Source organism: Kitasatospora purpeofusca (assembly GCF_036010405.1).
In the GTDB taxonomy this organism is placed as follows: domain Bacteria; phylum Actinomycetota; class Actinomycetes; order Streptomycetales; family Streptomycetaceae; genus Kitasatospora; species Kitasatospora purpeofusca.
Genome location: NZ_CP108561.1, coordinates 7,628,471 through 7,649,765, shown reverse-complemented (window position 1 = coordinate 7,649,765; position 21,295 = coordinate 7,628,471). Strand labels below are relative to the sequence as shown.

Below are 21,295 nucleotides of genomic sequence, written 5' to 3'. Positions count from 1 at the left end.
TGCTGCTCGGAACCCCCGACCGCCCGACCCGCCGCCCGACCCGCCGCCCACCCGCCGCCGGGCGGGAGGCCGTCAGTCGGTCCGGTACGTCCGGGCCGCCTTGGAGGAGACGCCGCCGAGCCTGCCGGACGGCAGCACCCGCGCGACGGCCACCGCCGCCTTGTAGCGCTTGCTCGGCACCGACACCGAACGCCCCCGGGCGAGGTCGCGCATGGCCTCCTCGACCACGCGCTCGGCCGACAGCCAGCCCCAGGACGGGATGTTCCCGGTGCCCATGCCGGCCCGCTCGTGGAACTCGGTGTGTGTGAAGCCCGGGCAGAGCGCCATCAGCCGCACCCCGGTACCGCCGAGGTCCCGCATCACGCCCTGGGTGAAGCTCACCACCCAGGCCTTGCTCGCGCCGTAGGTGCCGCGGGGCAGGAAGGCCGCCACCGAGGCGACGTTGACGACCGCGCCGCGCCCGCGCTCGCGCATCCCCGGCAGGGCGGCCGCGGTCAGCCGCAGCACCGCCTCGATGTGCACCTTCAGCATGTCCAGCTCGTCCTGCAGCGGCACGGTGGAGAAGGCGCCGCGGTTGCCGAAGCCGGCGTTGTTCACCAGCAGGTCCACCGGGCGGGCGTCGTCGGACAGGCGGGCCTCGACGTCCGCGATGCCCTTGTCGGTGGAGAGATCGGCGGTGAGCACCTCCACCTCCACGCCGAACTTGCCGCGCAGGTCCGCGGCGGAGCCCTCCAGCCGCGCGGTGTCCCGGGCCACCAGGACGAGTCCGTAGCCGCTCCGTGCGAGGCGGCGGGCGAAGGCGGCTCCGATGCCGGCGGTCGCGCCGGTGATCAAGGCAGTGGTCATGCAGCGACCGTACCTACTCCCGAGTACCGGCGACAGCGCTGCGCGGCAGCGCGGTACCTCTTCGTGACGACCGTCACGGAGCGTACTGCGGTCGCGCCGGACGGTTCGTGCTCGTATCGTCGTTCGAGGGGGGCGCCGCCGGGCCTGGCGGCGGAACTTCGATGAGGAGGCACCCGATGCTTGCTCAGACCACCCGAACCACGCGGACGACGCTCGCCACCCAGGGCGAGCTCGACGCACTCGGCATGTTGATCACGGAGGACGAGGCGACCGTCAGCGACGCGCCCACGTACCGTCCGGAAGCCGCCGCGCTGCTGCTGCTGGCAGGCGCGCTGCTGCTGTCCCCGAAGCCGCCGAAGGAGAAGACGCGGTAATCGGAACGGACGCTGCCGGGCGACGCGCGGAGTCCCACCGCGCCACAGCCCTCCGGTCCCGCCGCGGCCACCGGCCCGGCGGCCGGGGCGGCAGGCCGACGGCCCGGACCCCGGCGGGGCCGCCACGCGAACGCGCCGCGACCCCGTAACTCCGCGAAGCCCACCTCCAAGGAGAAGCACGCAACCATGCCGACCGCCGATCTCGCACTCCGCGACGAATACGCCGCAGCGGTGGAGCGGCTGGCGGGCCACACCCTCGACGCCCTCCGGGGCGCCGGGGGTGCGGTCGCGCCCGCGCCCGCCTTCCCCGGTACCGGCCCCGTGCCGCGTCCCGTCCTCGCCGCCGCCCGGGTGCTCGGGCCCGACGTCCTCGCACCGCAGGCGCTGGGTGCGACCGGCCCCGACGAGCAGGCAGTCCTGCTGCTCGCGGAGGCCCACCGGGCCTTCCCCCCGTCCGCCTTCCCGGCCGCCGCCACCACTCCCCCGTCCTCCCCCGACGAGGAGCGGGCCGCCGGTGCCGCCCTGGTCACCGCCTGGCGGGACTGGGGCACCGCCGTCCTGCTGGCCCGCGCGCTCGGGCCCGCCGCCGACGCCCCGCTCCCCGGGGCGACGGACGAGGACGCGGGCGCGGACACCGGCCTGGGAGCGCCCCGGCCCGGCCACGCCCCGCACCCGGAGCCGTACGCCTGGCAGGCCTGGTCGGTGCGGATGGCCCAGCTCTCCGCGCTCGCCCTGCCCGGCCTCGACGGGCCCGTCCACGACGCCGCCCGCGAGCACAGCCTCGCCCTGTCCCGCGGCGCCGTCCGCTCCCTGCTGCGCTGCGACCATCGCGTCGCAGCCCGCCTGACCCGCTGGCTCGCCTGGCTCGCCGCCGACGGCCGCGAACTGCCGCTGGAGGTCGAACCCATGCTGGAGCGGATCCGCTCCGTCGGCGACGGCAGCGCCCGCACCGCACTCGAACTCGCCGTCGCGGAGCGCCTGCTGACCGGAGGGACGTCATGACCGAGCACCAGATCCTCTCCACCGCACAGCAGTTGGGCTCCCGGGCGATGTCCTGGCTGCACACCTGCCACCAACGCGGCTTCGGCCGGCTGCCCGACGACGTCACCATCGACCTGGCCGACCCCAACAACGCCTACAAGCCGCTCGCCGAGTCCGCGCTCGCCGCCTCGCTCGTCCTGCGCGACGGCGTCACCGGCCCGGAGGACGCCCGGATCGCCCGTGAACTCCTCGACTTCGGCTGGTCCCAGCTGCGCGAGGGCAACCTCCTCTACGAGCGGCTGCTGCGCTACCCGGTGATGACCGACCCGCTGGAGACCTACGTCCACTTCGCCCGGTCCGGCTACCGGCACGCGGCGCTGGAGGAGTTGCTCGAATCGCTCACCAAGGTGCGCGGGATCCAGGCCATCGAGATGATGCCCAACCGGCGGCTGGCCCTCGCCAACGCCCGCCGCGTGATCGGGCTGCGCAACCAGCCCGACGACTGGCCCGCCCTCACGGCCAGGACCTGGCTCGGCGCCACCCCCGAGCCCTGGGCGCTCGACTGGCTGACCGGCTACCACATCACCCACGCCGTCTTCCATCTCACCGACTGGGGCGCGCAGCCGGAGAGCATGCCCGAGCCGATGCGCGACTACGTCCGCAACTGGCTGCCGGTCTGGGTCGACACCTGGCTGGAGGTCGGCCAGTGGGACCTCGTCGGCGAGCTGCTGGTGGTGGACTCCTGCATCGGGGAGCCGGTCACCGGCGCCCAGGGCTGGGAGGCGCTCGCCGCGATCCAGCGCGAGGACGGGCTGATCCCCCGGGAGAGCGCGGAACCGGTCTCGGACGACCCCGAGCAGGCGTTCCGGGACCACGAGCACACGGCCGTGGTCGCCGTGGTCGCGGGCACCGTCACGCTCTCCCGCGCGCTCGGCGGCGCGGCGGTCCCGGCGTGAGGACGCGATGAGCACGACGGTGGCGGGGGCGGGGACGGGAGCGGCAGACGTCGCGGGAGCCGGGGGCACCGGCCCCGGGGCGCCCGGGGCGGAGCAGCTCGCCGGACTCGTGCTCGCCGCCGGGCCGCACGCCACCGCCGTGACCCTGGCGGTGGCACGCGGCGGGCGCTCCGCCGTGCACTGCCACGGGCGGACCGCCCGGGACGGCGGCCCGTGCACACCCGACACCGGCTACGAACTCGGCTCCGTCACCAAGACCTTCACCGCGCTGCTGCTGGCCGAACTGGCGGCGCGCGGCGAGGTCGCCCCGGACGACCCGGTGCAGCGCCACCTCCCGGCCGGCCGCCGGCCCCCGGACGTCCGGCGCGGCGGACCGATCCGGCTGATCCACCTGGCCACCCACACCTCCGGTCTGCCGGGGCTGCCGCCGGGCCTGCTGGCGAGCGCCGTGCCCGCCTGGAACCGCACCCCCTACGCCTCCTACGACGAGCAGCGGTTCTGGGCGGCGCTGGCCCGAACCACCGTGCGCCGCCCGCCCGGTGAGGTGTACTGGTACTCCAACTACGGGGTGGGGCTGCTCGGCTGGCTGCTCGCCGAGGCGGGCGGCGGCCCCGACTACGCCGGGCTGCTCGACGAGCGGGTCGGCCGCCCGCTCGGACTGGCGACGCTCAGCTGCTCCCCCGACGCGCCGCACCTCGCGACCGGGCACCACCTCGGGCGGCCGCTCCCGCCGTGGCGCATCCCCGCCCTCCCGGGCGCGGGCGCCGTCCGGGCCGGGGGTGCGGACCTGCTGCGCTTCCTGCGCGCCCATCTGGAACCGCCGGACGGCGGCCCGCTCGGCACCGCGCTGCGGGAGGTGCGGCGGCCCCGGTTGCGGCTGCCGCGCTCCGGCCCCGAGATCTGCCTGGTCTGGAACCACCGGCGCACCCCGGACGACCGCGACCTGTTCTTCCACTCCGGGGGGACGCGCGGCTTCACGGCGTTCGTCGGCTTCTGCCCGCAGACCGCCACCGCGGTCGCCGCGCTCACCAATTCCGGCCCCACCGTGCGGTCCACTTTCATCCAGACCGCCTACGACACCTTCAAGCGGCTCGCCCGGCCGGACGGGGAGACCGCCGGAAGCGGCTGACGACCGACGGCGGACGGCGGACGGCCGGTGGATCCGGGAGATCCACCGGCCGTCGTCGGGCCGCCCACGTCCGGCGCGGGCCCGGCCGTCAGTCCCGGTCGGACCGGTCGGACCCGGCGGCGGTGTCGGACCGGGCGGCGGTGTCGGCCGCCCCGCCTGCGCCGACCGGCCGCAGGCGGGAGGCGGCGGTGGCGGCGAGCTGGGGCGCCAGCCTGGCCACGTCGCGCGAACCGACCGCGGCGATCAGCGACGGCAGGGCCCAGCGGACCGGCTGCATCCCGCGCAGCCACGCCTGGGCGTAGACATGGGCGGAGCGCCGGGCGATCCCGGCGGCCAGGCGGTCCACCGCCGGTTCCAGCGGATAGGTCTTGTTGGCCGGCCACGGCAGCCGGGAGCGCATCTGCTTGAGCACGGTGTCCTCGTCGGCCCCGCGCACCATGTCGGTGTCGGTCCAACTCAGGTACCCGACACCGACCTTGACACCCTGGTGGGCCACCTCGGCCCGGATCGCGTGGGCGAACGCCTCGACGCCCGACTTGCTCGCGCAGTACGCGCTCATCAGCGGCGCCGGAGTCAGCGCGGCCAGCGAGGCGATCTGCAGGAGGTAGCCGCGGCTCTCCGCGAGGACGGGCAGGAAGGCCCGGGCGGTGGCCACGCTGCCGAGCAGGTTGACCTCGATCACCCGGCTGAACGCCCGGTGGTCGCTGTCCAGCAGCGGACCGCCGAGGGCGATGCCGGCGTTGGCGACGACGGTGTCGATCCGGCCGTAGTGCGCCTCGATCCGCCCGGCGAGGCCGGTGAGCGCCTCGACGTCGGTGACGTCCGCCTCCCAGGCGGTGGCGTCCGGGCCGCACGACGCGGCGACGGCCTTCAGCTCCTCCGGCTCCAGGCCGACCAGCGCGACCTTGGCGCCGCGCCGGGCGAGGTTGCGGGACAGGGCGGCGCCGACGCCGCGCGCGGCTCCGGTGACGACGACGACCTGGGCGGAGAGCGGTGGGGTGGCGGTCATGCGACAGCGGTCCTCTCGGGGTCGGCGGTAGCGGTCGGCTGCTCGGCACCGGAGTCGTCGGCGCGGCGGGCCGGGAGGTGGGCGGTCGCCATCCGGTCGATCTCGGCGGCGACCTCGGCCGGCCGCTCCAGCGGCGCCATGTGGCCGACCCCGGGCAGCAGGAGCAGCCCCTGCGGATCGGTGAGCGCCGCGACCATGCGGTGCGCGTGCACCGGCGGGGTGAGCCGGTCCTCGGCGCCGACGACGACGGCCGTCGGCACGGAGAGGCGGGCCAGTCCGGGGCGGACGTCCAGCCGGTCCAGCACCCGCGCCCAGTTGGCGCGAACCCCGGTCGGGCAGGCGTGCGCCATCCGGACGGCCACCTCGGTGCGCTCGGCGGGCGCGTCCGTGCCCATGATCGCGTACTTGAGCCCGGCCCGGCTGACCGGACCGACCGGCCCGAGCGGCAGCCGGGACCGCAGCACCTGCCGGTGCAGGAAGCGGCGCAGCCCTGGCGGGCGCACGGCGTCCGGGACGATCCGCACCTCGGCGAGGAGGTCGGAAGGCCCGGTGGAGATCAGGACGGCGGCCGCCGTCCGCCCGGCGACCTCGGGGCGGGCGGCGCCCGCCATGATGGTCATGCCGCCCATGCTGTGCCCGGCCAGGACCGCCCGCTCGCCCTCCGGGACCACCCGGGTGAGCACCGCGGCGAGGTCCTCGGCCAGCGCGCGGGTGGAGTAGCGGGCCCGGCTCGACGGGACCTCGCTCCGGCCGTGGCCCCGCTGGTCGTAGACCACCACCCGGTAGCGGTCGGCGAGCCGGTGGATCACCGGCGCCCAGAAGTGGGTGGTGCAGGTCCAGCCGTGCGCGAGGAGGACGGTGGGCGCCCCCGGCTGTCCGTGGACCTCGACGTGCAGCCGGGTGCCGTCTGCCGAGCGGACGGCCAACTCCTCGGCGGGTACCGGCTGGAGGCAGTCGGCGGGGATCGGACGGCGGCTCATGCCATGACCTCCTCGGTCCCGGTGGCGGCCGCGGGCGGCCCTGACAGCTCCGACGACTCCGACGGCGCGGGCGGCGCGGGCGGTGCGAACGGTGCGAACGGTGCGGGCGGTGCGGCCCGGTCGTCGCGGCGGAGGATCAACTCGTACTCGGTGAGGTCCACCTTGCGGGTGGCCCGGCGGAACGAGGTGGTCGAACCGGGCCAGAGCACCGTGTTCTTGCCGCTCTTGTCCAGGTACCAGCTGCGGCAGCCGCCGGTGCTCCAGACCGTGCGGTCCATCCGGTGCTGCAGTTCGAGGTTCCAGCGCCGCTGCGCCCGGGCGGTGGGCTGCATAGCGGTCGCGCCGATCTCGTCGAGCCTGGTCAGCGCGTCGATCAGGTAGTTGAGCTGGGACTCGATCATCAGGATCATCGAGCTGTTGCCGAGTCCGGTGTTGGGGCCGATGACGAAGAAGAAGTTCGGGAAGCCGTGCACGGTGGACCCGCGCAGGGCCTCCATGCCCTCCTTCCACTTCTCGGCGAAGCTCGTGCCGTCGGCCCCGAACACCCGGGAGCCCATCGGCATGTCGGTGACGTGGAAGCCGGTGCCGAAGACGATCGCGTCCACCTCGTGCTCGCTGCCGTCGGCGGCGACCAGGGTCGAGCCGCGCACCTCGCGCAGTCCGGCGGGGACCACCTCGGTGTTGGCGGCGGCGAGCGCCGGGTAGTAGGTGTTGCTGAGCAGGATCCGCTTGCAGCCGATCCGGTAGTCCGGGGTGAGCTTGGCGCGCAGGGCCGGGTCGGCGACGCCGTCGGCGAGGTGGCGTTCGGCGAGGCGCTGGACCAGCTTGAGCAGTCCGGGCCGTCGGACGAACGCGTCCACCTGGAGCTCGCGCAGGGCGAACAGGGTGCCCCGGCGGGCCTTCGCGGTGATCGGGAAGCGGGTGTGCAGCCGCTTCTCCAGCTCGGTGATCGCCCGGTCGCGGCGCGGCAGCACCCAGGCGGGGGTGCGCTGGAAGACCGTCAGCTTCCCCACCTGCGGCTGGATCGCGGGGACGATCTGGGCGGCGGAGGCGCCGGTGCCGACCATCGCCACGCGCTTGCCGGCGAGGGGGAAGTCGTGGTCCCAGCGGGAGGAGTGGAACACCTTGCCGGGGAAGGAGTCCAGGCCCGGCAGTTCGGGGATCTGCGGGTCCGCGAGCGGTCCGGCGGCGGCCACCACGGCGTCGGCGGTCCAGCGGCCGGCCGTGGTGGTGATCTGCCAGCGGGTCTGCCCGACGTCCCAACGGGCCTCGGTGACTTCGGTGTTGAAGCGCAGGTGGGGGCGGAGGCCGAAGACGTCGGCGACCTTCTCCAGGTAGGCGCGGATGTCCGGCTGGCCGGAGAAGCTGCGCGGCCAGTCCGGGTTGGGGGCGAAGGAGAAGGAGTAGAGGTGCGAGGGGACGTCGCAGGCGCAGCCCGGGTAGCTGTTGTCGCGCCAGGTGCCGCCGACCGAGTCGGCGCGCTCCAGGACGACGAAGTCGGTGATGCCGGCCCGGCGCAGCCGGACGCCGGCGCCGAGGCCGCCGAAGCCGGAGCCGATGACGGCGACCCGGACGTGCGGGACGGCTTCCGGGCCGACCGCTTCCGGTTCGACGACTCCCTGCTCCACGGCCTCGGGCGCGGTGCGCGACCGGTCCTGGTCGGTCGCCCCGGAGGCTCGGGGGCGGGGGCGCTTGGTGCTGGATGCCATGCGGCGTCCTCCTGGGGGTGGGGGACCGTGGGGCGCATCGCCGCTGCCAGGGGTTGTCCGGCAACTCCGGCGGCGCGGCGCGGATCACGCCAACCGTGCCAGCAATCACTGGCACGATTGGCAGGGTAGCCCTTGCTGACACTTGATGGAAGAAGCCCGACCGGTCCGATCGGGCGAGGGTCGGTCCTATGCTGATCGCCGTGGACAAGGTCGAAGCCGCCGCCGAGGGCGGACAACGCGAGTTCCGGGTGGAGGAGCTGGCCGAAGCGGCCGGGATCACCACCCGCACCCTGCGCTTCTACCGCGAGCGGAAGCTGCTCCAGCCGCCCCGCAAGGAGGGGCGGATCGCCTGGTACGGGGAGGCCCACCTGTCCCGGCTGCGGATGATCGCCGAACTGCTGGAACGCGGCCACACCCTCGGCGGCATCACCGAACTGATCGGGGCCGGGGAGAGCGGACGGGACGTCGCCGACCTCATCGGGCTGGAGGCGGCGCTCGTCGCGCCCTGGTCCGACGAGACGACGGTCCACCTCGACTGGGACGAACTGAAGGCGGCCTTCGGCGACCAGCTCACCGAGGAGAACACCGCCGAGTCCATCGACCAGGGCTTCATCACGGTCGAGGACGACGGGATCACCCACGTCAGCCGCCGCCTGATGGACGCCACCACGGCGCTGGTGGCGGAGGGCGTACCGCTGTCGGTGGTCCTGGCCGCGAGCCGGCGGACCCAGGAGCACGTGACCGCGATAGCCGAGATCTTCACCGCGCTGGTCCGCGAGCACGTGCTCGGCGCACTGTCCGCCGAGACCCCGCTGCCGCCCGGCGAGGCGGCCCGGCTGACGGAGCAGATCCTGCGGATCCGCCCGCTCGCCCGTACGGTCACCGACGCCCAGTTCGCCCTGGCCATGGACCGCCGGGTGCACGCCGAGTACGAGGAGCTGCTGCGGCAGCGGCTGGAGCACCGGGACAGCGACTGAGGGTCGCGCAGGCGTAACGATCCGTGCCGCCGGGCAGGGATCAGCCGCCCCGCCGCCTGCCGCCGGAACGGAGTCGCCCGATGCCCGACGCCCCCGCCCACCGCCGTTCGACCCCCGCCCCCGCCCGCCCCGCCCCGACCCGTCGCGGGCTGTTCGCGCTGGCCGCCGGCCTGGCCGCCGGGGCGGCGCTCACCGCCTGCGGGTCCGGCGGCCCGGCCTCGGCCGACGGGCCGGGCACGACGGCGCGACCGGAACCCCGGGAACGAGCGGCACGACGGGGGCCCCTCGCGTGGTGCGGCACGCGCGCGGTGAGAGCACCGTCCCGCCGCGGGCCCGCCGGGTGGTCGTCCTGGACACCGACGCCCTCGACTCCGCCGTCACCCTGGGCCTCACCCCGGTCGGCGCCACCACCGTCGCCGCCGGCGCGCCGCTCTCCGCCTACCTGCCGGCCGAACGCCTCACCGGCGTCAAGGCCGTGGGCGTCATCGGCTCGCCCCAGCTGGAGGTGATCGCCGGGCTCCGCCCCGACCTCATCCTCGGCAACCAGGTCCGCGACGACAAGCGCTACGACGAGCTGTCCAAGATCGCGCCGACGGTGCTGAGCAGGACCACCGGCCCGGCCTGGAAGGAGAACGTCCGGCTGCACGCCGAGGCGCTCGGGCGCCAGGCGGAGGCGGCGACCGCCGAGCAGGCGTACCGGGCGAAGGCCGCCGAGCTGGTCGCGGCGCTCGGCGGGCCGGAGAAGGCGGCGGCGCTCAAGGTCGAGATGGCCCGCTTCCTCGCCGGGGCGCCCACCCGCCTGTACCTCAACGACACCTTCGTCGGCTCGATCCTCACCGACCTCGGCATCGGCTACACCGGCGCGGGCCTGATCCTCGACGAGATGCGGCGCGACCTCGTCGGCTGACCCCCGCCCACCCGGTCCGCGCGGACGCCGAACCCCAAGAGCGTGCCAAGGACCGACGGCCCGAAGCGGAGCCCGCGCGCTCCCCGCGTGAAGAAATCGCGGGGCCGGGGCGGGCGGCCGGACGGACGCGGTCCCCGGCCGGCGGCAGGCGCTAGGCTCGCCGCTCGGCTGCCGCGCGGACCACCGCGGCGCGGCGCCGACCGAACCGGGCCGGCGGACGGCCCGCAGCACGGGGGGAACGACCAGGATGAGCGACGGAACAGTGCCCGGTGCCGCCGGCGGCACCGTCAACGGCTCCGGGCCGGGCGGATCGGCCGGTCAGGACGGATACCGCGTCAATGTGGCGGGCCTGAACGGCGTCGCCGAGCAGTTGGGCCGGACGGCGACCGACATCGCCGAGGCCAAGGCGGCGTACGCGGGCTCGGTCTGCTACGCCTCCACCGCCTTCGGCGAGTTCGGCGTGGACCGCGCCTGGTCCTCCTTCGACAGCGCCTGGTCGAAGGAGATCGGCGTGGCCCAGCGCGCGCTGGAGGAGCTGTCCCAGAAGATGGCGACCACCACCGCGAACTACCGCGACACCGAGCACGCCGTCGCCTCCGGCCTGGTGCCCGCCGGCGGCGGCCGGTGAGCAAGGTCAAGGATCTGGAGCACGCGCGGCACAGCATCGAGCAGTTCACGTTCATGCTGCCCAACCTGCACCTGGTGCAGGGCATCGAGGAGGCGCTCGCCGTCCCGGAGCCGGTAGGCGACCCGGCCTCGGTCCGCGCCCGGGCGCAGGACTACGCGAAGGCGGCGGCCTCCTTCGCCAAGGCCACCACCGACCTGTCCGGGGTGGCGGCCAACCAGCTGCCCTCGGTGTGGACGGGCTCGGTCGCCGAGCACGCGGCCCAGGCGGTGCACGCGATGTCGGCGGAGACCACGACCTCCAAGGACACCCTCGCCGAGGCCGCCAAGGTGCTCGACACCTGGGCCGGCGACCTCCAGTGGGCGAAGTCCACCGACGCCCAGGGCCGCCAGCAGCTGCACGACGCCGGCGAACGCGCCCGGCACGACCCGACCGGCTTCGACCAGGGCGCCCGGCAGACGGCGCTGGCCGGCGTCGACGCCCGGCTCGCCGCCGCGCGGCGGGCCGAGAGCTGCGGCACCGGCACCGCCGGCAAGCTCAACCAGCTCGCCGCCAAAGCACGGGCGGCGCGCGCCGGCGACGGTTCGATCGACCCGCTGGCGGCTGTGGTGCTGGCCACCGAGAAGAACCCCGGCGCGGGCGAGGACGGCGACTACATCCTCACCCCCAACCAGCTCGACCGGGCGAACCAGGTGCTCGGGGTGATGACCGGCGCCGACCAGGCGGCGTTCCGCGCGCTGCTCTCCGGCGCCAAGTCCCCCGAGGAGTCCGCCTACCTGTGGAAGGCGCTGGCGGCCGGGCACCCGGTGGCGGACATCCAGCGCTTCGACGCGCAGATCCACCCGCACGGCGACGACCCGGCCTGGCTGGCCCAGCACCTCGTACCGGCCACGTCCACCGACGACACCCGGCGCGAGTCCTCCGACAACCTCGACGTCACCTACCAGGGGCAGCCGGTCAGCATCGACGGCTACGGCGTCTACTCGCAGCGCAACGTCAGCGACTGCGTCGCCGCCTCCACCGTCATCGCGCAGGCCAAACTGGACCCGCTGCTGATGTTCCAGCTGACCACCGGCGGCACACCCGACACCCCCGGGGCCGACTCGCCGGAGAACTTCGGGCAGCGCCTCCAGGACGCCTACCTCGGCGAGTACAAGGACGGCCAGCGGGCCGACGGCAACAAGAAGGTCTATCCGCAGGTGGACACCGGGCTCGGCGCCACGGCCCAGACCTACCTCGCCGACAAGGACCTCGGCCGGGCGACCGGCGCCGACTACGAACACGTCGAGCTGAAGAGCGACGAGGACCGGCGCGCCGCGGTGACCCGGATCGAGAAGTCCGTCGACGAGGGCCTGCCGGTGCCGATCACCGTGCGCAACGAGGACTCCGGCCACCAGATGATGATCATCGGCCGGGACGGCGACAGGCTCCAGATCTACAACCCGTGGGGCTTCACCTCCTGGGTGACGGAGGAGCAGTTCATCAACAGCCAGCTCGGCGGACTCACCCCCGGCGACCACCCGCTCAACCAGTCGACCGCCCTGGAGCTGCCGAAATGACCACCGTCCGGTCCGATGCCGAACTGGCGGACCTCGACGTGCCCGCCGCCGTCACCCGCGGCCTGCTGCTGGCCGGCGGGCCGCGGCAGGCCCTGTTCACCGAGGCGGCCATCGCCGCCGCGCACCGCGCCGAGGCGGCGGGCATCGGCCCGTACCCCCTGGGCTTCCTGGCCCGGCACGTGCGGGCCGGCGGCTTCGCGGCGGCGCTCGCGCTGCCCGAGCCGGTGATCGGCGAGTCCGGCACGGCGCTCGTCCGCGACTGGCTGCGGGCCGCAGCGGCGACCGGGGCGGACGTGGGGCGCGAGCACCTGTTCGCGCGCTGGCTGGTCGAGGTCGCCGCGCTGCTCGAACTGCGCCGGGACGCGCGGGCCGGCGGTGCGGCATGAGGGACCGGGTCCGCGGCGCCGTCGTTGCCGTCTCCGCCGTCACCGCCCTCGCCACCGGACTGGCGGCCCTGACCGGGTGCTCGTCCGGCGGCTCCGGCGGCTCCGGCGGCTCCGGCGGTGGACCCCCCGCCGCCCTGCTGGCCCTGCCCGCCGATCTCGACGCGGAGGCGGTGGCCGGCGGCAAGCAGCCCGCCTTCGAACCGAGCGAGGTCCACCTCGCCGTCGGCCGCACGCTCGGCATGGACGTGCGGGTCGCGCCGCTGCCGCACGGCTGGCGGCTCGTCGAGGGGGGCGACACCGCCCTGCTGCGCCGGGACGCCGACAGCAAGCAGAGCACCTGCGCCCCGAAGACCGCCGGCTGCGGCCACACCGTCCGCCAGAGCTGGACCGCCACCGCCGCCGGGAGCACCACGCTCACTTGGCGGTACGTCGACCTCGCGACCTGCACGGAGCCGCAGAACCCGGCCTCCTGCCGGATGCTGGCCGGCAAGGAGGTCCGGGTCACCGTCGGCTGACGGGCAAGGAGGTCCGGGTCACCGTCGGCTGACGGGCCTGGTCACGGTCGGCCGACGGGCCCCTCGCGACCCGGAAAGCAGGTGCCGGGTGCGCGGTGCGCGGCCTACCATCCGGTCATGATCGAAGGTAAGGCAGTACGGCTGCGCGCCCTGCGCGCGGAGGACGCGGAACACCACCTCCGCTGGCGCAACGACCCGGAGGTGGTGCGGCTGGCGGCGGCCGGCGACCCGCGCTTCGGCCCGACCACCGCCGAGGCGCTGGCCGACCGCTTCGCCCGGATGCTGCGCATCGACCCGCGCGAGAGCGGCGTCCTCACCGTCGAGGAGAAGCCCGGCGGCCGCCCGATCGGCATGGTCGACTACCGGGGCGTCGACCCGTACGAAGGCGTCGCCGAGGTCGGCATCTTCATCGGCGAACGGGACTTCTGGAGCCGCGGCTACGGCACGGAGGCCCTCGGCCTGCTGGTGGACCACCTGTTCGGCATGTTCCCGCTGCACCGGCTGGAACTGGACACCTGGAGCGGCAACACCCGGGCGGCCAGGGCCTTCGCCCGCCTCGGCTTCCAGGAGGAGGGCCGCCGCCGGGACGCCGTCCTGCTCGCCGGGGCCCGCTACGACCGCCTGCTGTTCGGCCTGCTCCGCCGGGAGTGGGAGGCCCGCCGCCGCGCCGCACCCGGGGCTCCCGAGGCGGCCGTCGCGTCGGCCGCCGCCGGGTAGCCGTTCGCACGCCGGACGCACCGGGGCGAATCCGCTCCCGGCCAGGGCAGTCGGTCGCACCGGGGCGACGGCGGCCCGGCGGACCGATGCCTCCGCCCGGGCACCCTGGACGGGCCGTGCGGCGCGGCGCAGACTGCTGGCGTGATCGAACTGCGCGTCCTCGCCCCCGCCGACCCGGACGACTGGCCACTGTGGCGGGACGCCCGGCTGGCGGCGCTCCGCGACGCGCCGCACGCCTTCAAGGTCCGGCTGTCGGACTGGCCGACGGGCGGCGAGGAGGAGTGGCGGGCCCGGTTCGGGCGCCGGGACGCCGTACACGTCGTCGCCGTGTCGGCGGACGGGCGGCCGGTCGGGCTGGCGGGCGGGCTTCCCTCGCCCGGGCGGGACGGGGTGGGCGAGTTGCGCTCGCTCTGGGTCGCCCCGGGGGCCCGGGGGCGGCGGACCGGGGACCGGTTGCTGGCCGCCGTGGAGACCTGGGCCCGGCGGACGGGCCGCACTTCGCTGCGGCTCGCCGTGCTCGCGGGCAACACGTCGGCCGAGGCGCTGTACCGGCGCAACGGGTTCACCGGAACGGACCGGCCGGACGTGCCGGACCGGCCGGCGGGGGGCGGCGCACCGGGGGCCGAACGGGCCTTCGGGGAGCGGGTGATGGTCAAGCGACTGGCATCCGTCGTACCGGAGCGGTAGTGGGCCGTCGTCCGGGACGACCATCGGCGGTGGCCACCGGTGCGCGGGCCCGGCAGCCCGTGGCCGACATCTGAGCGGAAGCGTCCGTTTCGCGGTCAACCAGGGGTAAAGTCAGCGAGCATGGTCGAATCGACAGTTCCGATCCTGCCCTGTCAAACACTCCCGCCGGTGCTCGACTTCTACACCGCGCTCGGCTTCGAAGTGACTGTCCATCAGAGAAACCCGGAGCCCTACGCGGTCGTCCAACGCGGCGGCATCCAGCTCCACTTCCTCGGCATGCAGAAGTACGACCCGGGTGCCGGCTACAGCACCTGCCTGGTCCGCACCGACGACGTGGACGCGCTGCACGCCGCGTTCCAGGAGGGCCTGCGGTCCGCCTACGGGCAGGTGCCCACCCAGGGCCTGCCCCGGCTGGGCGCGGTCGGCGACACCCCGCACGGTGTACGGGAGTTCCTGCTGACCGATCCCGGCGGCAACTGCCTGCGGATCGGCCAGTCGGTCCGTGCCGACCGGCACCACCGGCCCTCCTCCGAGGAGCCGTTCGCGAAGGCGCTGCACCACGCCGCGCTGTTCGCCGACTCACAGGAGGACCCGGCCGCGGCGGCCCGGGTGCTGGACCGGGCACTGGAGTCGCCGGACGGGCCGCCCGCCCCGCTCCTGCTGTTCCGCATCCTGGCGCTGCGGGCCGACCTGGCGCACCGCCTGGCGGACGGCGGCAGCGCCGAGGCCCTCACCCGGCGGGCGGAGTCGATCGCCGAGGGGCTCACGGCCGAGGAGCGGGAGTCCGTCCGGGACGAACTCGGGCGCCTCGCCGGTCTCCTGGTCCGGGGCTGACGTCCCGCGACCGCGCGGACGGCACCGAACGAACGACGCCCGACGGATGACGGATGGCGGATGACGGATGGCGGCCAACAGATGGCAGATGGCAGATGGCAGCATCTGCGGTCCGTTGGCCGTCATCCGGCCCCGGGCCGTCGGACTGCCGGTCACCGGACGAGCAGGTCAGGACGCCCAGAGCCGGGTGCACAGCACCAGCCGGTAGCCGTCCGGATCCGCGACCGTGACACCGTGTTCGTCCCAGTAGGGGTTGTGGGAGGGCACCCGGGTGCCACCGGCGGCCTCCAGGCGCCGGACCAGCGCCTCGTCCACCGGCGCCCCCAGGTAGACCACGAAGAGGTCGTCGACGGTGGGTGCCGGTTCGACCGGCCGCTCCGGGTCGTGGGTCAGCTCGAAGTGCCAACCGCCGCCGGGCGGGCCGACCATGAGGAGGTCGTGCTCACCCGGGACACGTTCGGTGGTGCGCCACAGGACGGCCAGGCCGAGGCCGTCGACGTAGAAGCGCTCGGCCGCCGCGAGGTCCCGGGAGGGACGCGCGACGCGGATGTGGGCGGTGGGGTCGATCACGGCCACCGAGCCTACCGGGGGCGCCGCGAGGCCCCCGTCGGCGGACCGTCAGAGCCGCAGCAGGCGCTCCTCGTCCCCCGTCCGGGGACAGGTGACGCAGGCCCCGCCGGGCTCGATCGCGTAGTAGAGGCAGCAGCCGAGGCGGGTCCGGGTGTGGTGGGCGCGGCCGTCCTCCCCGCACAGGACGCGGAAGTCCGCGGCGCCGAGGAGCGGGTCGGTGTGCCCGGGGAGCACGGCCGTCGCGGCGGCGACGGCGGCGTCCTCCTCGACGGGGACGGCCGACCCGGCCGACTCGTCGAGTCGCTTGCCCAGGTACCAGATCGCCGAGGCGAGGTCGTCGGTGACCATGCCCCACAGCGCCCGGGTGCCGCGCCGGGTGGGGGCGGCGAACGCGGCCAGCAGCGGTTCGACGTGGGCGACGACGGCGGCGCGCAGTTCGGCCCGGAGCTCGTCCTCGCCCGGGAGGGTGACGTGGGCGTGCGGGCGCAGCGCGAAATCACCCGTAGGAGCGTGGAACCACAGATTCGCGCCATCGATCGACGGGACGCGCCCGCCCAGCCGCCACGGTCCGGCGATCAGCACGCAGACCGACCAGAGGTAGTGGTGCAGCAGCCGGGAGGCGGCGACGTGGGGGCGCGGCGCGGTGCCGTGCCCGGCGGCGACCGGGGCGATCCGTGCGGCCTCGCCGGCCAGCGCCGCTTCCAGCGCGGCCGGGTCGGTCGCCAGTTCGACCGCGGAGTACCAGCCGAGCGCGCGAGCCGGGGCGGGCTCGTCGGCCGCGAGCAGCCGCACCCGGAGGACCGGGCAGAGGTCGAGCAGCAGCCGGTAGTCGGTGTCCAGCGGATTCGCGGGACATGGCGCGACGGGCACGGCGGCAGGCAGGGGCGGACCCGAGAAGATCACCGGCACTCCCGAGATCGTGTTAGGTGAGCCTCACCTTATAGGCACTCACCGGCCGGTTCGCGCCACCCCGGCCGCTCACGCCCCGACTCGCCCGGTACGTACCAATCCAGCCACGACTTGACTCACTTAGGCATACCTAACCTAATATCTCGCCCCGTGCTCACCACCGATCCGCCGGCTCCCCCGACCCCGGCCCCGAGAACCCGCTCAGCGGCCCGGCTCCCCCTGGTGCTGGTCGCCGGGCTCGGCCTGCTGGCGCTGTGCGTCGCGCTGAGCCTCGCGCTCGGCTCCCGCACCATCCCGCTGGGGACCGTGATCGGCGCCCTGACCGGCGGTGAGCACGGCGGCGACGCCGATGTGGTGACGGGTCTTCGGGTGCCGCGCACCCTCATCGGCCTCGCGGTCGGGGCCGCGCTCGGCGTCGCCGGGGCGGTCGCCCAGGGCGTCACCCGCAACCCGCTCGCCTCGCCGATCACCCTCGGCATCAACGCCGGCGCGAGCTTCGCCGTGGTCGCCGCGATCTACGCCTTCGAGCTGACCCGCCCGATCGAGTACGTCTGGTTCGCCTTCGCCGGAGCGGCGGTGGCGGCCGTGGCCGCGTACGCGATGTCGCGCCACGGCGGGGACCTCGACCCGGTCCGGCTCGCACTCGGCGGCACCGTGCTCACGGTGGTGCTCACCTCGTGGACCTCCGCCCTGATGCTGGCCAGCCACCGCACCCTGGACGAGGCACGGTTCTGGCTGGCCGGGTCGGTCGCCGGACGGCACCTGGACACCCTCGCGCCGGTACTGCCGTTCCTGGCGCTCGGCCTGATCGCCTCCTTCGCCGTCGCGCCCGCGCTCAACGCGCTGGCGCTCGGCGACGAGAGCGCCCAGTCGCTCGGCGTGCCGGTGGCCCGGATCCGGGTGGTCGGCGGCCTGGCCGTCGTCCTGCTCGCCGGGTCCGCGGTGGCCGTCGCCGGTCCGGTCGCGTTCATCGGACTGGCCGCCCCGCACCTGGTCCGGCCGTTCCTCGGCAACGACCACCGGCTGCTGCTGCCCGGCTGCCTGATCGCCGGTCCGGTGCTGCTGCTCACCGCCGACGTGCTCGGCCGGACGGTGGCCCGCCCCTCCGAACTGGAGGTCGGCATCGTGACGGCGTTCCTCGGCGCGCCGCTGCTCGCCGTGCTGGCCCGCAAGGTGGCCCGATGAGCACCCCGGCCCTCGACCCGGCCCTGGACCCGGCCCTCGACCGCGCCCCCGGCGGGACCACCGGCGACGGCGACGGCGACGGCGACGGCGACGGCGCCGCCCCGGCCCGTTCCGCCGCCCCCGGCCCGGGCACCTCCGCCGCCCGCCGCCGCGCCCGGACCGCCGCCTGGTCGCTGGTCGCCGCCGCCCTGCTGGTCCTGCTCACCGGGATCGCGCTCGGCACCGGACAGGTCAGGATGACGGTCTGGGAGGCGCTGAGCGCGCTGGCCGGATCCGGCGACCCCGGGAACGTGCTGGTGGTCCAGGAGTTCCGCGCCCCGCGCGTGGTCTCCGCGCTGATCGCGGGCGCCGGGCTGGCGGTGGCCGGCTCGATGCTCCAGCGCCTGTTCCGCAACCCGCTCGCCTCGCCCGACACCATCGGCGTCACCGGCGGCGCGTCCTTCGGCGCGGTCCTGATGCTCGCCACCGGCGCCTCGCAGGAGCTCATCCCACTGGCCGCGCTGGGCGGCGGGCTGCTGGCCGCGCTGCTGCTCGGCGGCTTCGCCTGGCGCTCCCGGATGGCGGTGACCCGGCTGGTCCTGGTCGGGCTCGCGGTCCAGCAGGGCCTGGCCGCCGCCGTCAATCTGATGATCGTGCGGTTCCCGGCCGAGCTGGCCTCCTCCGCGATGCAGTGGACCACCGGCTCCCTCTACGGCCGCAACTGGGACGAGGTCTGGATCGGCGGCTCCGCCATCGCCCTGACCACCGTCGCCGTGGTGCTCGGCCAGCGTCGGGTGGCCGTCCTCGACCTCGGCGACGACTCGGCCGGCGGGCTCGGACTCGACCCGCGGCGCGACCGCGTCCTGCTGCTCCTGCTCACCATCGCCCTGGCCTCCCTCGCCGCGGCGCTCACCGGGCCGGTCGCGTTCGTCGCGCTCGCCGTGCCGCACCTGGTCCGGCTGCTCGCCGGACCGCCCACCCTCGGCACGCTCGGCCTCACCGCCCTCACCGGCTCCCTGCTGCTGCTCGCCTCCGACCTCCTCGTGCTCCATGTGATCCCCGTCCACGGCCTGCCGGTCGGTGCCGTCACCGCCACCCTCGGCGCCCCCTGGCTCCTGGTGCTGATGATCCGCCAGGGCCGGCTTCCCCAGAGGACCAGCTGATGACCCTCGACGTGACCACCGGGGCCAGCACCGCCGCGGCCGCCGCCGCAGGTGCCACAGGTGCCGCAGGTGCCACCGACGCCGACCGGCCGACGAACCGCCTCGCCGCCCACGGCCTCGACCTGCGCTACGGCCACCGGACCGTCGTGGACGGGCTCGACCTCGAACTGCCCGGCAACGCCGTCACCGCCATCGTCGGCCCCAACGCCTGCGGCAAGTCCACCCTGCTGCGCGGCCTCGTCCGGCTGCTGGACCCGGCCGCCGGCACCGTCACCCTGGACGGCTCCGACATCCACCGGATGCCGGCCCGCTCGCTCGCCAAGCGGATGGGCCTGCTGCCCCAGCAGCCCGTCACCCCCGAGGCCGTCACCGTCGAGGCGCTGGTCCGGCTCGGCCGGTTCCCGCACCAGCGCATGCTCACCCCGTGGTCCAAGGCCGACCAGGCCGCGGTCGAGGACGCGCTGACCCGCACCGGCATGGCCGAGCTGCGCGACCAGCACGTGGACCGGCTCTCCGGCGGCCAGCGGCAGCGGGCCTGGATCGCGCTCGCGCTGGCCCAGGACACCGACCTGCTGCTGCTCGACGAGCCGACCACCTTCCTCGACCTGCGCCACCAGCTCGACGTGCTCGACCTGGTCTCCGACCTGCACGCGCAGGCCGGCCGGACGGTCGTCATGGTGCTGCACGACCTCGGCCAGGCGGCCAGGTACGCCGACCACCTGGTCGTCCTCAAGGACGGCCGGCTCGCGGCCGCCGGGGCGCCCTCGGACGTGCTCACCGCCGAACTGGTGGAGAGCGTCTTCCAGGTGGCCTGCCGGGTCGTGCCCGACCCGGAGACCGGCACTCCGCTGGTCGTGCCCAGGGCCCGGTCGAGACGGGCCGCCGCCGCGGTTGCCCCCGCTGCCCCGGCCACCCCCGCCGCCCCGGAGCGCTGAGGCCCCTCCCCGAGCTCCGCTCCCCTGCTTCCGGCCGCGCCCGCCCCTCGCGGGTCGTTCCGGCGCCCCGCCCTGCCCCGAAACAGAGACAAGGAACCCTTCATGAACTGCTCCGTCCGCGCCCGCAGACTGCCCGCCGCCGTCCTCGCCGTCGCCCTCTCCACCACCCTGCTCGCCGCCTGCGGCAGCAACGGCGACAGCAAGGCCGCCGACACCGCCGAGCCGGCCGGCGACGCCTCGGCCGCCGCCGGTGCGGCCGCCGTCTTCCCGCGCAGCGTCACCCACGCGGCCGGCACCGCCGAGATCAAGGCCCAGCCCAAGCGCGTGGTGGTCCTGGACAGCGGCGAGCTGGACGACGTCACCCTGCTCGGCATCACCCCGGTCGGCGCGGTCTCCCCGCACATGAAGACCGAGGGCGGCTTCCCGAACTACCTCAAGGACAAGATCAAGGACGCCAAGGACGTCGGCCCGATGAACGAGCCGAACCTGGAGCTGATCGCCTCCCTGAAGCCGGACCTGATCCTCTCCTCGAAGGTCCGGCACGCCAAGGTCTACGACAAGCTCAACGCGATCGCCCCGACCGTGCTCGCCGAGACCACCGGCTTCCCGTGGAAGGCCAACCTCGCCCTCTACGCGCAGGCCCTCGGCAAGGAGGCGGAGGCCAAGAAGGCCCTCACCGACTACGAGGCCCGCGCCGCCAAGCTCGGCGAGGCGATCAGGGCGAAGAACGGCGGCACCGCGCCGACCGCCTCGGTGGTCCGGTTCGTGGCCGGCCCGACCCGCCTCTACGCCAAGGCCTCCTACAGCGGCGTCGTGCTGAAGGACGTCGGCCTGGCCCGCCCGGCCGCCCAGGACGTGGACCAGAACATCCTGGAGGTCAGCGCCGAGCAGATCAACCAGGCCGACGCCGACCTGGTCTTCGTCACCGTCGCCGACGACCCGTCCAAGACCAAGCAGAGCGAGGTCCAGGACACGCCGGTCTGGAAGGGCCTGAACGCCGTCAAGGACAACAAGGTGTTCAACGTGCCGGACGAGACCTGGATGTCGGGCATCGGGGTCCAGGCCGCCGACGCCATGCTGGTCGACATCGCCAAGGCCGCGGACGTCGACGCCCCCAAGTAGGCCCCGGCACCCGAACGGGCGGGCGGCGAGGGGCGGCAGGGGGGACGGCCGGAGGCCGCCCCTCGGCCCGCCCCTCGCCGCCCGCCCCTCCGGCCCCGCGCGGCGCGCCGTCGCCCTCCCCCGACGCGCGCCGGACGCCGTCGGGCACGCCGTCGCACACGGCTCCACGCACGGTTTCACGGACGGCTCCACGAGCACGCCCACGCACGCCCTCCCTCACCCTCGCACCCTCACCGCTCCA

23 protein-coding genes are annotated in these 21,295 nt (G+C 75.2%); 17 read left to right on the top strand and 6 right to left on the bottom strand.

The window, feature by feature from the left end; all coding sequences use genetic code 11:
* Positions 1-72: 72 nt before the first annotated feature.
* On the bottom strand, positions 73-846 hold the full coding sequence (locus OG715_RS33465) for an SDR family NAD(P)-dependent oxidoreductase (RefSeq protein ID WP_266273541.1): 774 nt from the start codon (positions 844-846) through the stop codon (positions 73-75).
* Positions 847-1,022: 176 nt separating this feature from the next.
* On the opposite strand from OG715_RS33465, the gene OG715_RS33460 reads away from it, so the two are divergent.
* From OG715_RS33460 to OG715_RS33445, 4 genes are all read left to right on the top strand, one after another.
* Positions 1,023-1,220 carry a hypothetical protein gene (locus OG715_RS33460; protein WP_045938014.1) on the top strand — a complete coding sequence of 66 codons (198 nt, stop codon included), beginning with the start codon at positions 1,023-1,025 and terminating at the stop codon, positions 1,218-1,220.
* Positions 1,221-1,406: 186 nt separating this feature from the next.
* Positions 1,407-2,222, top strand: coding sequence for a hypothetical protein (locus OG715_RS33455; protein WP_266273542.1), 816 nt, complete (start codon positions 1,407-1,409; stop codon positions 2,220-2,222).
* Positions 2,219-3,157 (top strand): DUF6895 family protein, encoded by a 939-nt coding sequence (locus OG715_RS33450; protein WP_266273543.1) that lies wholly within the window; start codon positions 2,219-2,221, stop codon positions 3,155-3,157. Before OG715_RS33455 ends, OG715_RS33450 begins: the two co-directional genes overlap by 4 nt.
* Positions 3,158-3,164: 7 nt before the next feature.
* Positions 3,165-4,286, top strand: coding sequence for a serine hydrolase domain-containing protein (locus OG715_RS33445; RefSeq protein WP_266273544.1), 1,122 nt, complete (start codon positions 3,165-3,167; stop codon positions 4,284-4,286).
* A gap of 88 nt (positions 4,287-4,374) precedes the next feature.
* Here the strand turns inward: OG715_RS33445 and OG715_RS33440 are convergent, their stop codons facing one another.
* Genes OG715_RS33440 through OG715_RS33430 form a run of 3 tightly spaced genes read right to left on the bottom strand, consistent with a single transcriptional unit; the run spans position 4,375 to position 7,984 of the window.
* Positions 4,375-5,295: an SDR family oxidoreductase gene (locus tag OG715_RS33440; protein WP_266273545.1), complete on the bottom strand. Its 921-nt coding sequence runs from the start codon at positions 5,293-5,295 to the stop codon at positions 4,375-4,377.
* Entirely contained in the window at positions 5,292-6,275 is a 984-nt protein-coding gene (locus tag OG715_RS33435) for an alpha/beta fold hydrolase (RefSeq protein ID WP_266273546.1), read from the bottom strand. Before OG715_RS33435 ends, OG715_RS33440 begins: the two co-directional genes overlap by 4 nt.
* Positions 6,272-7,984 (bottom strand): flavin-containing monooxygenase, encoded by a 1,713-nt coding sequence (locus tag OG715_RS33430; RefSeq protein ID WP_266273548.1) that lies wholly within the window; start codon positions 7,982-7,984, stop codon positions 6,272-6,274. Before OG715_RS33430 ends, OG715_RS33435 begins: the two co-directional genes overlap by 4 nt.
* A gap of 188 nt (positions 7,985-8,172) precedes the next feature.
* Here OG715_RS33430 and OG715_RS33425 point away from each other — a divergent pair, with 188 nt between their 5' ends.
* From OG715_RS33425 to OG715_RS33385, 9 genes are all read left to right on the top strand, one after another.
* Complete coding sequence (locus OG715_RS33425; protein WP_266273549.1) at positions 8,173-8,961, top strand: MerR family transcriptional regulator; 789 nt, start codon at positions 8,173-8,175, stop codon at positions 8,959-8,961.
* Positions 8,962-9,250: 289 nt separating this feature from the next.
* On the top strand, positions 9,251-9,868 hold the full coding sequence (locus OG715_RS33420) for an ABC transporter substrate-binding protein (RefSeq protein WP_266273550.1): 618 nt from the start codon (positions 9,251-9,253) through the stop codon (positions 9,866-9,868).
* A gap of 247 nt (positions 9,869-10,115) precedes the next feature.
* Positions 10,116-10,496 (top strand): type VII secretion target, encoded by a 381-nt coding sequence (locus OG715_RS33415; protein WP_266273551.1) that lies wholly within the window; start codon positions 10,116-10,118, stop codon positions 10,494-10,496.
* Positions 10,493-12,052, top strand: a complete 1,560-nt coding sequence (locus OG715_RS33410) for a hypothetical protein (RefSeq protein ID WP_266273553.1) — start codon at positions 10,493-10,495, stop codon at positions 12,050-12,052. The genes OG715_RS33415 and OG715_RS33410 overlap by 4 nt, the downstream gene beginning before the upstream one ends.
* Entirely contained in the window at positions 12,049-12,438 is a 390-nt protein-coding gene (locus OG715_RS33405) for a hypothetical protein (RefSeq protein ID WP_266273554.1), read from the top strand. The genes OG715_RS33410 and OG715_RS33405 overlap by 4 nt, the downstream gene beginning before the upstream one ends.
* A complete protein-coding gene (locus OG715_RS33400) occupies positions 12,435-12,953 on the top strand; it encodes a hypothetical protein (protein WP_266273555.1) in 519 nt (172 codons plus the stop codon). The genes OG715_RS33405 and OG715_RS33400 overlap by 4 nt, the downstream gene beginning before the upstream one ends.
* A 117-nt stretch (positions 12,954-13,070) precedes the next feature.
* Positions 13,071-13,670, top strand: coding sequence for a GNAT family N-acetyltransferase (locus OG715_RS33395; RefSeq protein WP_266273556.1), 600 nt, complete (start codon positions 13,071-13,073; stop codon positions 13,668-13,670).
* 141 nt (positions 13,671-13,811) lie between these two features.
* Complete coding sequence (locus OG715_RS33390) at positions 13,812-14,357, top strand: GNAT family N-acetyltransferase (protein ID WP_266273557.1); 546 nt, start codon at positions 13,812-13,814, stop codon at positions 14,355-14,357.
* A gap of 120 nt (positions 14,358-14,477) precedes the next feature.
* Positions 14,478-15,191, top strand: a complete 714-nt coding sequence (locus OG715_RS33385; RefSeq protein WP_266273558.1) for a bleomycin resistance protein — start codon at positions 14,478-14,480, stop codon at positions 15,189-15,191.
* 168 nt (positions 15,192-15,359) lie between these two features.
* On the opposite strand, the gene OG715_RS33380 is transcribed toward OG715_RS33385, so the two are convergent.
* A complete protein-coding gene (locus OG715_RS33380; protein ID WP_266273559.1) occupies positions 15,360-15,761 on the bottom strand; it encodes a VOC family protein in 402 nt (133 codons plus the stop codon).
* Between the two features lie 48 nt (positions 15,762-15,809).
* Positions 15,810-16,631 (bottom strand): (2Fe-2S)-binding protein, encoded by an 822-nt coding sequence (locus tag OG715_RS33375; RefSeq protein WP_266273560.1) that lies wholly within the window; start codon positions 16,629-16,631, stop codon positions 15,810-15,812.
* Positions 16,632-16,820: 189 nt separating this feature from the next.
* On the opposite strand from OG715_RS33375, the gene OG715_RS33370 reads away from it, so the two are divergent.
* The 4 genes from OG715_RS33370 to OG715_RS33355 all read left to right on the top strand — a co-directional run bounded on the left by OG715_RS33370 (position 16,821) and on the right by OG715_RS33355 (position 21,054).
* Complete coding sequence (locus OG715_RS33370; protein WP_407661047.1) at positions 16,821-17,855, top strand: FecCD family ABC transporter permease; 1,035 nt, start codon at positions 16,821-16,823, stop codon at positions 17,853-17,855.
* On the top strand, positions 17,852-18,997 hold the full coding sequence (locus tag OG715_RS33365) for a FecCD family ABC transporter permease (protein ID WP_266273561.1): 1,146 nt from the start codon (positions 17,852-17,854) through the stop codon (positions 18,995-18,997). The genes OG715_RS33370 and OG715_RS33365 overlap by 4 nt, the downstream gene beginning before the upstream one ends.
* A complete protein-coding gene (locus tag OG715_RS33360) occupies positions 18,997-19,932 on the top strand; it encodes an ABC transporter ATP-binding protein (RefSeq protein WP_266273563.1) in 936 nt (311 codons plus the stop codon). The genes OG715_RS33365 and OG715_RS33360 overlap by 1 nt, the downstream gene beginning before the upstream one ends.
* Positions 19,933-20,034: 102 nt before the next feature.
* Positions 20,035-21,054, top strand: a complete 1,020-nt coding sequence (locus OG715_RS33355; protein ID WP_266273564.1) for an ABC transporter substrate-binding protein — start codon at positions 20,035-20,037, stop codon at positions 21,052-21,054.
* Positions 21,055-21,295: the final 241 nt, after the last annotated feature.

Coding starts and splice junctions, on each gene's coding strand:
- OG715_RS33465 (WP_266273541.1), bottom strand. CDS start 846: ATGACCACTGCCTTGATCACCGGCGCGACCGCCGGCATCGGAGCCGCC.
- OG715_RS33460 (WP_045938014.1), top strand. CDS start 1,023: ATGCTTGCTCAGACCACCCGAACCACGCGGACGACGCTCGCCACCCAG.
- OG715_RS33455 (WP_266273542.1), top strand. CDS start 1,407: ATGCCGACCGCCGATCTCGCACTCCGCGACGAATACGCCGCAGCGGTG.
- OG715_RS33450 (WP_266273543.1), top strand. CDS start 2,219: ATGACCGAGCACCAGATCCTCTCCACCGCACAGCAGTTGGGCTCCCGG.
- OG715_RS33445 (WP_266273544.1), top strand. CDS start 3,165: ATGAGCACGACGGTGGCGGGGGCGGGGACGGGAGCGGCAGACGTCGCG.
- OG715_RS33440 (WP_266273545.1), bottom strand. CDS start 5,295: ATGACCGCCACCCCACCGCTCTCCGCCCAGGTCGTCGTCGTCACCGGA.
- OG715_RS33435 (WP_266273546.1), bottom strand. CDS start 6,275: ATGAGCCGCCGTCCGATCCCCGCCGACTGCCTCCAGCCGGTACCCGCC.
- OG715_RS33430 (WP_266273548.1), bottom strand. CDS start 7,984: ATGGCATCCAGCACCAAGCGCCCCCGCCCCCGAGCCTCCGGGGCGACC.
- OG715_RS33425 (WP_266273549.1), top strand. CDS start 8,173: ATGCTGATCGCCGTGGACAAGGTCGAAGCCGCCGCCGAGGGCGGACAA.
- OG715_RS33415 (WP_266273551.1), top strand. CDS start 10,116: ATGAGCGACGGAACAGTGCCCGGTGCCGCCGGCGGCACCGTCAACGGC.
- OG715_RS33405 (WP_266273554.1), top strand. CDS start 12,049: ATGACCACCGTCCGGTCCGATGCCGAACTGGCGGACCTCGACGTGCCC.
- OG715_RS33400 (WP_266273555.1), top strand. CDS start 12,435: ATGAGGGACCGGGTCCGCGGCGCCGTCGTTGCCGTCTCCGCCGTCACC.
- OG715_RS33395 (WP_266273556.1), top strand. CDS start 13,071: ATGATCGAAGGTAAGGCAGTACGGCTGCGCGCCCTGCGCGCGGAGGAC.
- OG715_RS33385 (WP_266273558.1), top strand. CDS start 14,478: ATGGTCGAATCGACAGTTCCGATCCTGCCCTGTCAAACACTCCCGCCG.
- OG715_RS33365 (WP_266273561.1), top strand. CDS start 17,852: ATGAGCACCCCGGCCCTCGACCCGGCCCTGGACCCGGCCCTCGACCGC.
- OG715_RS33360 (WP_266273563.1), top strand. CDS start 18,997: ATGACCCTCGACGTGACCACCGGGGCCAGCACCGCCGCGGCCGCCGCC.
- OG715_RS33355 (WP_266273564.1), top strand. CDS start 20,035: ATGAACTGCTCCGTCCGCGCCCGCAGACTGCCCGCCGCCGTCCTCGCC.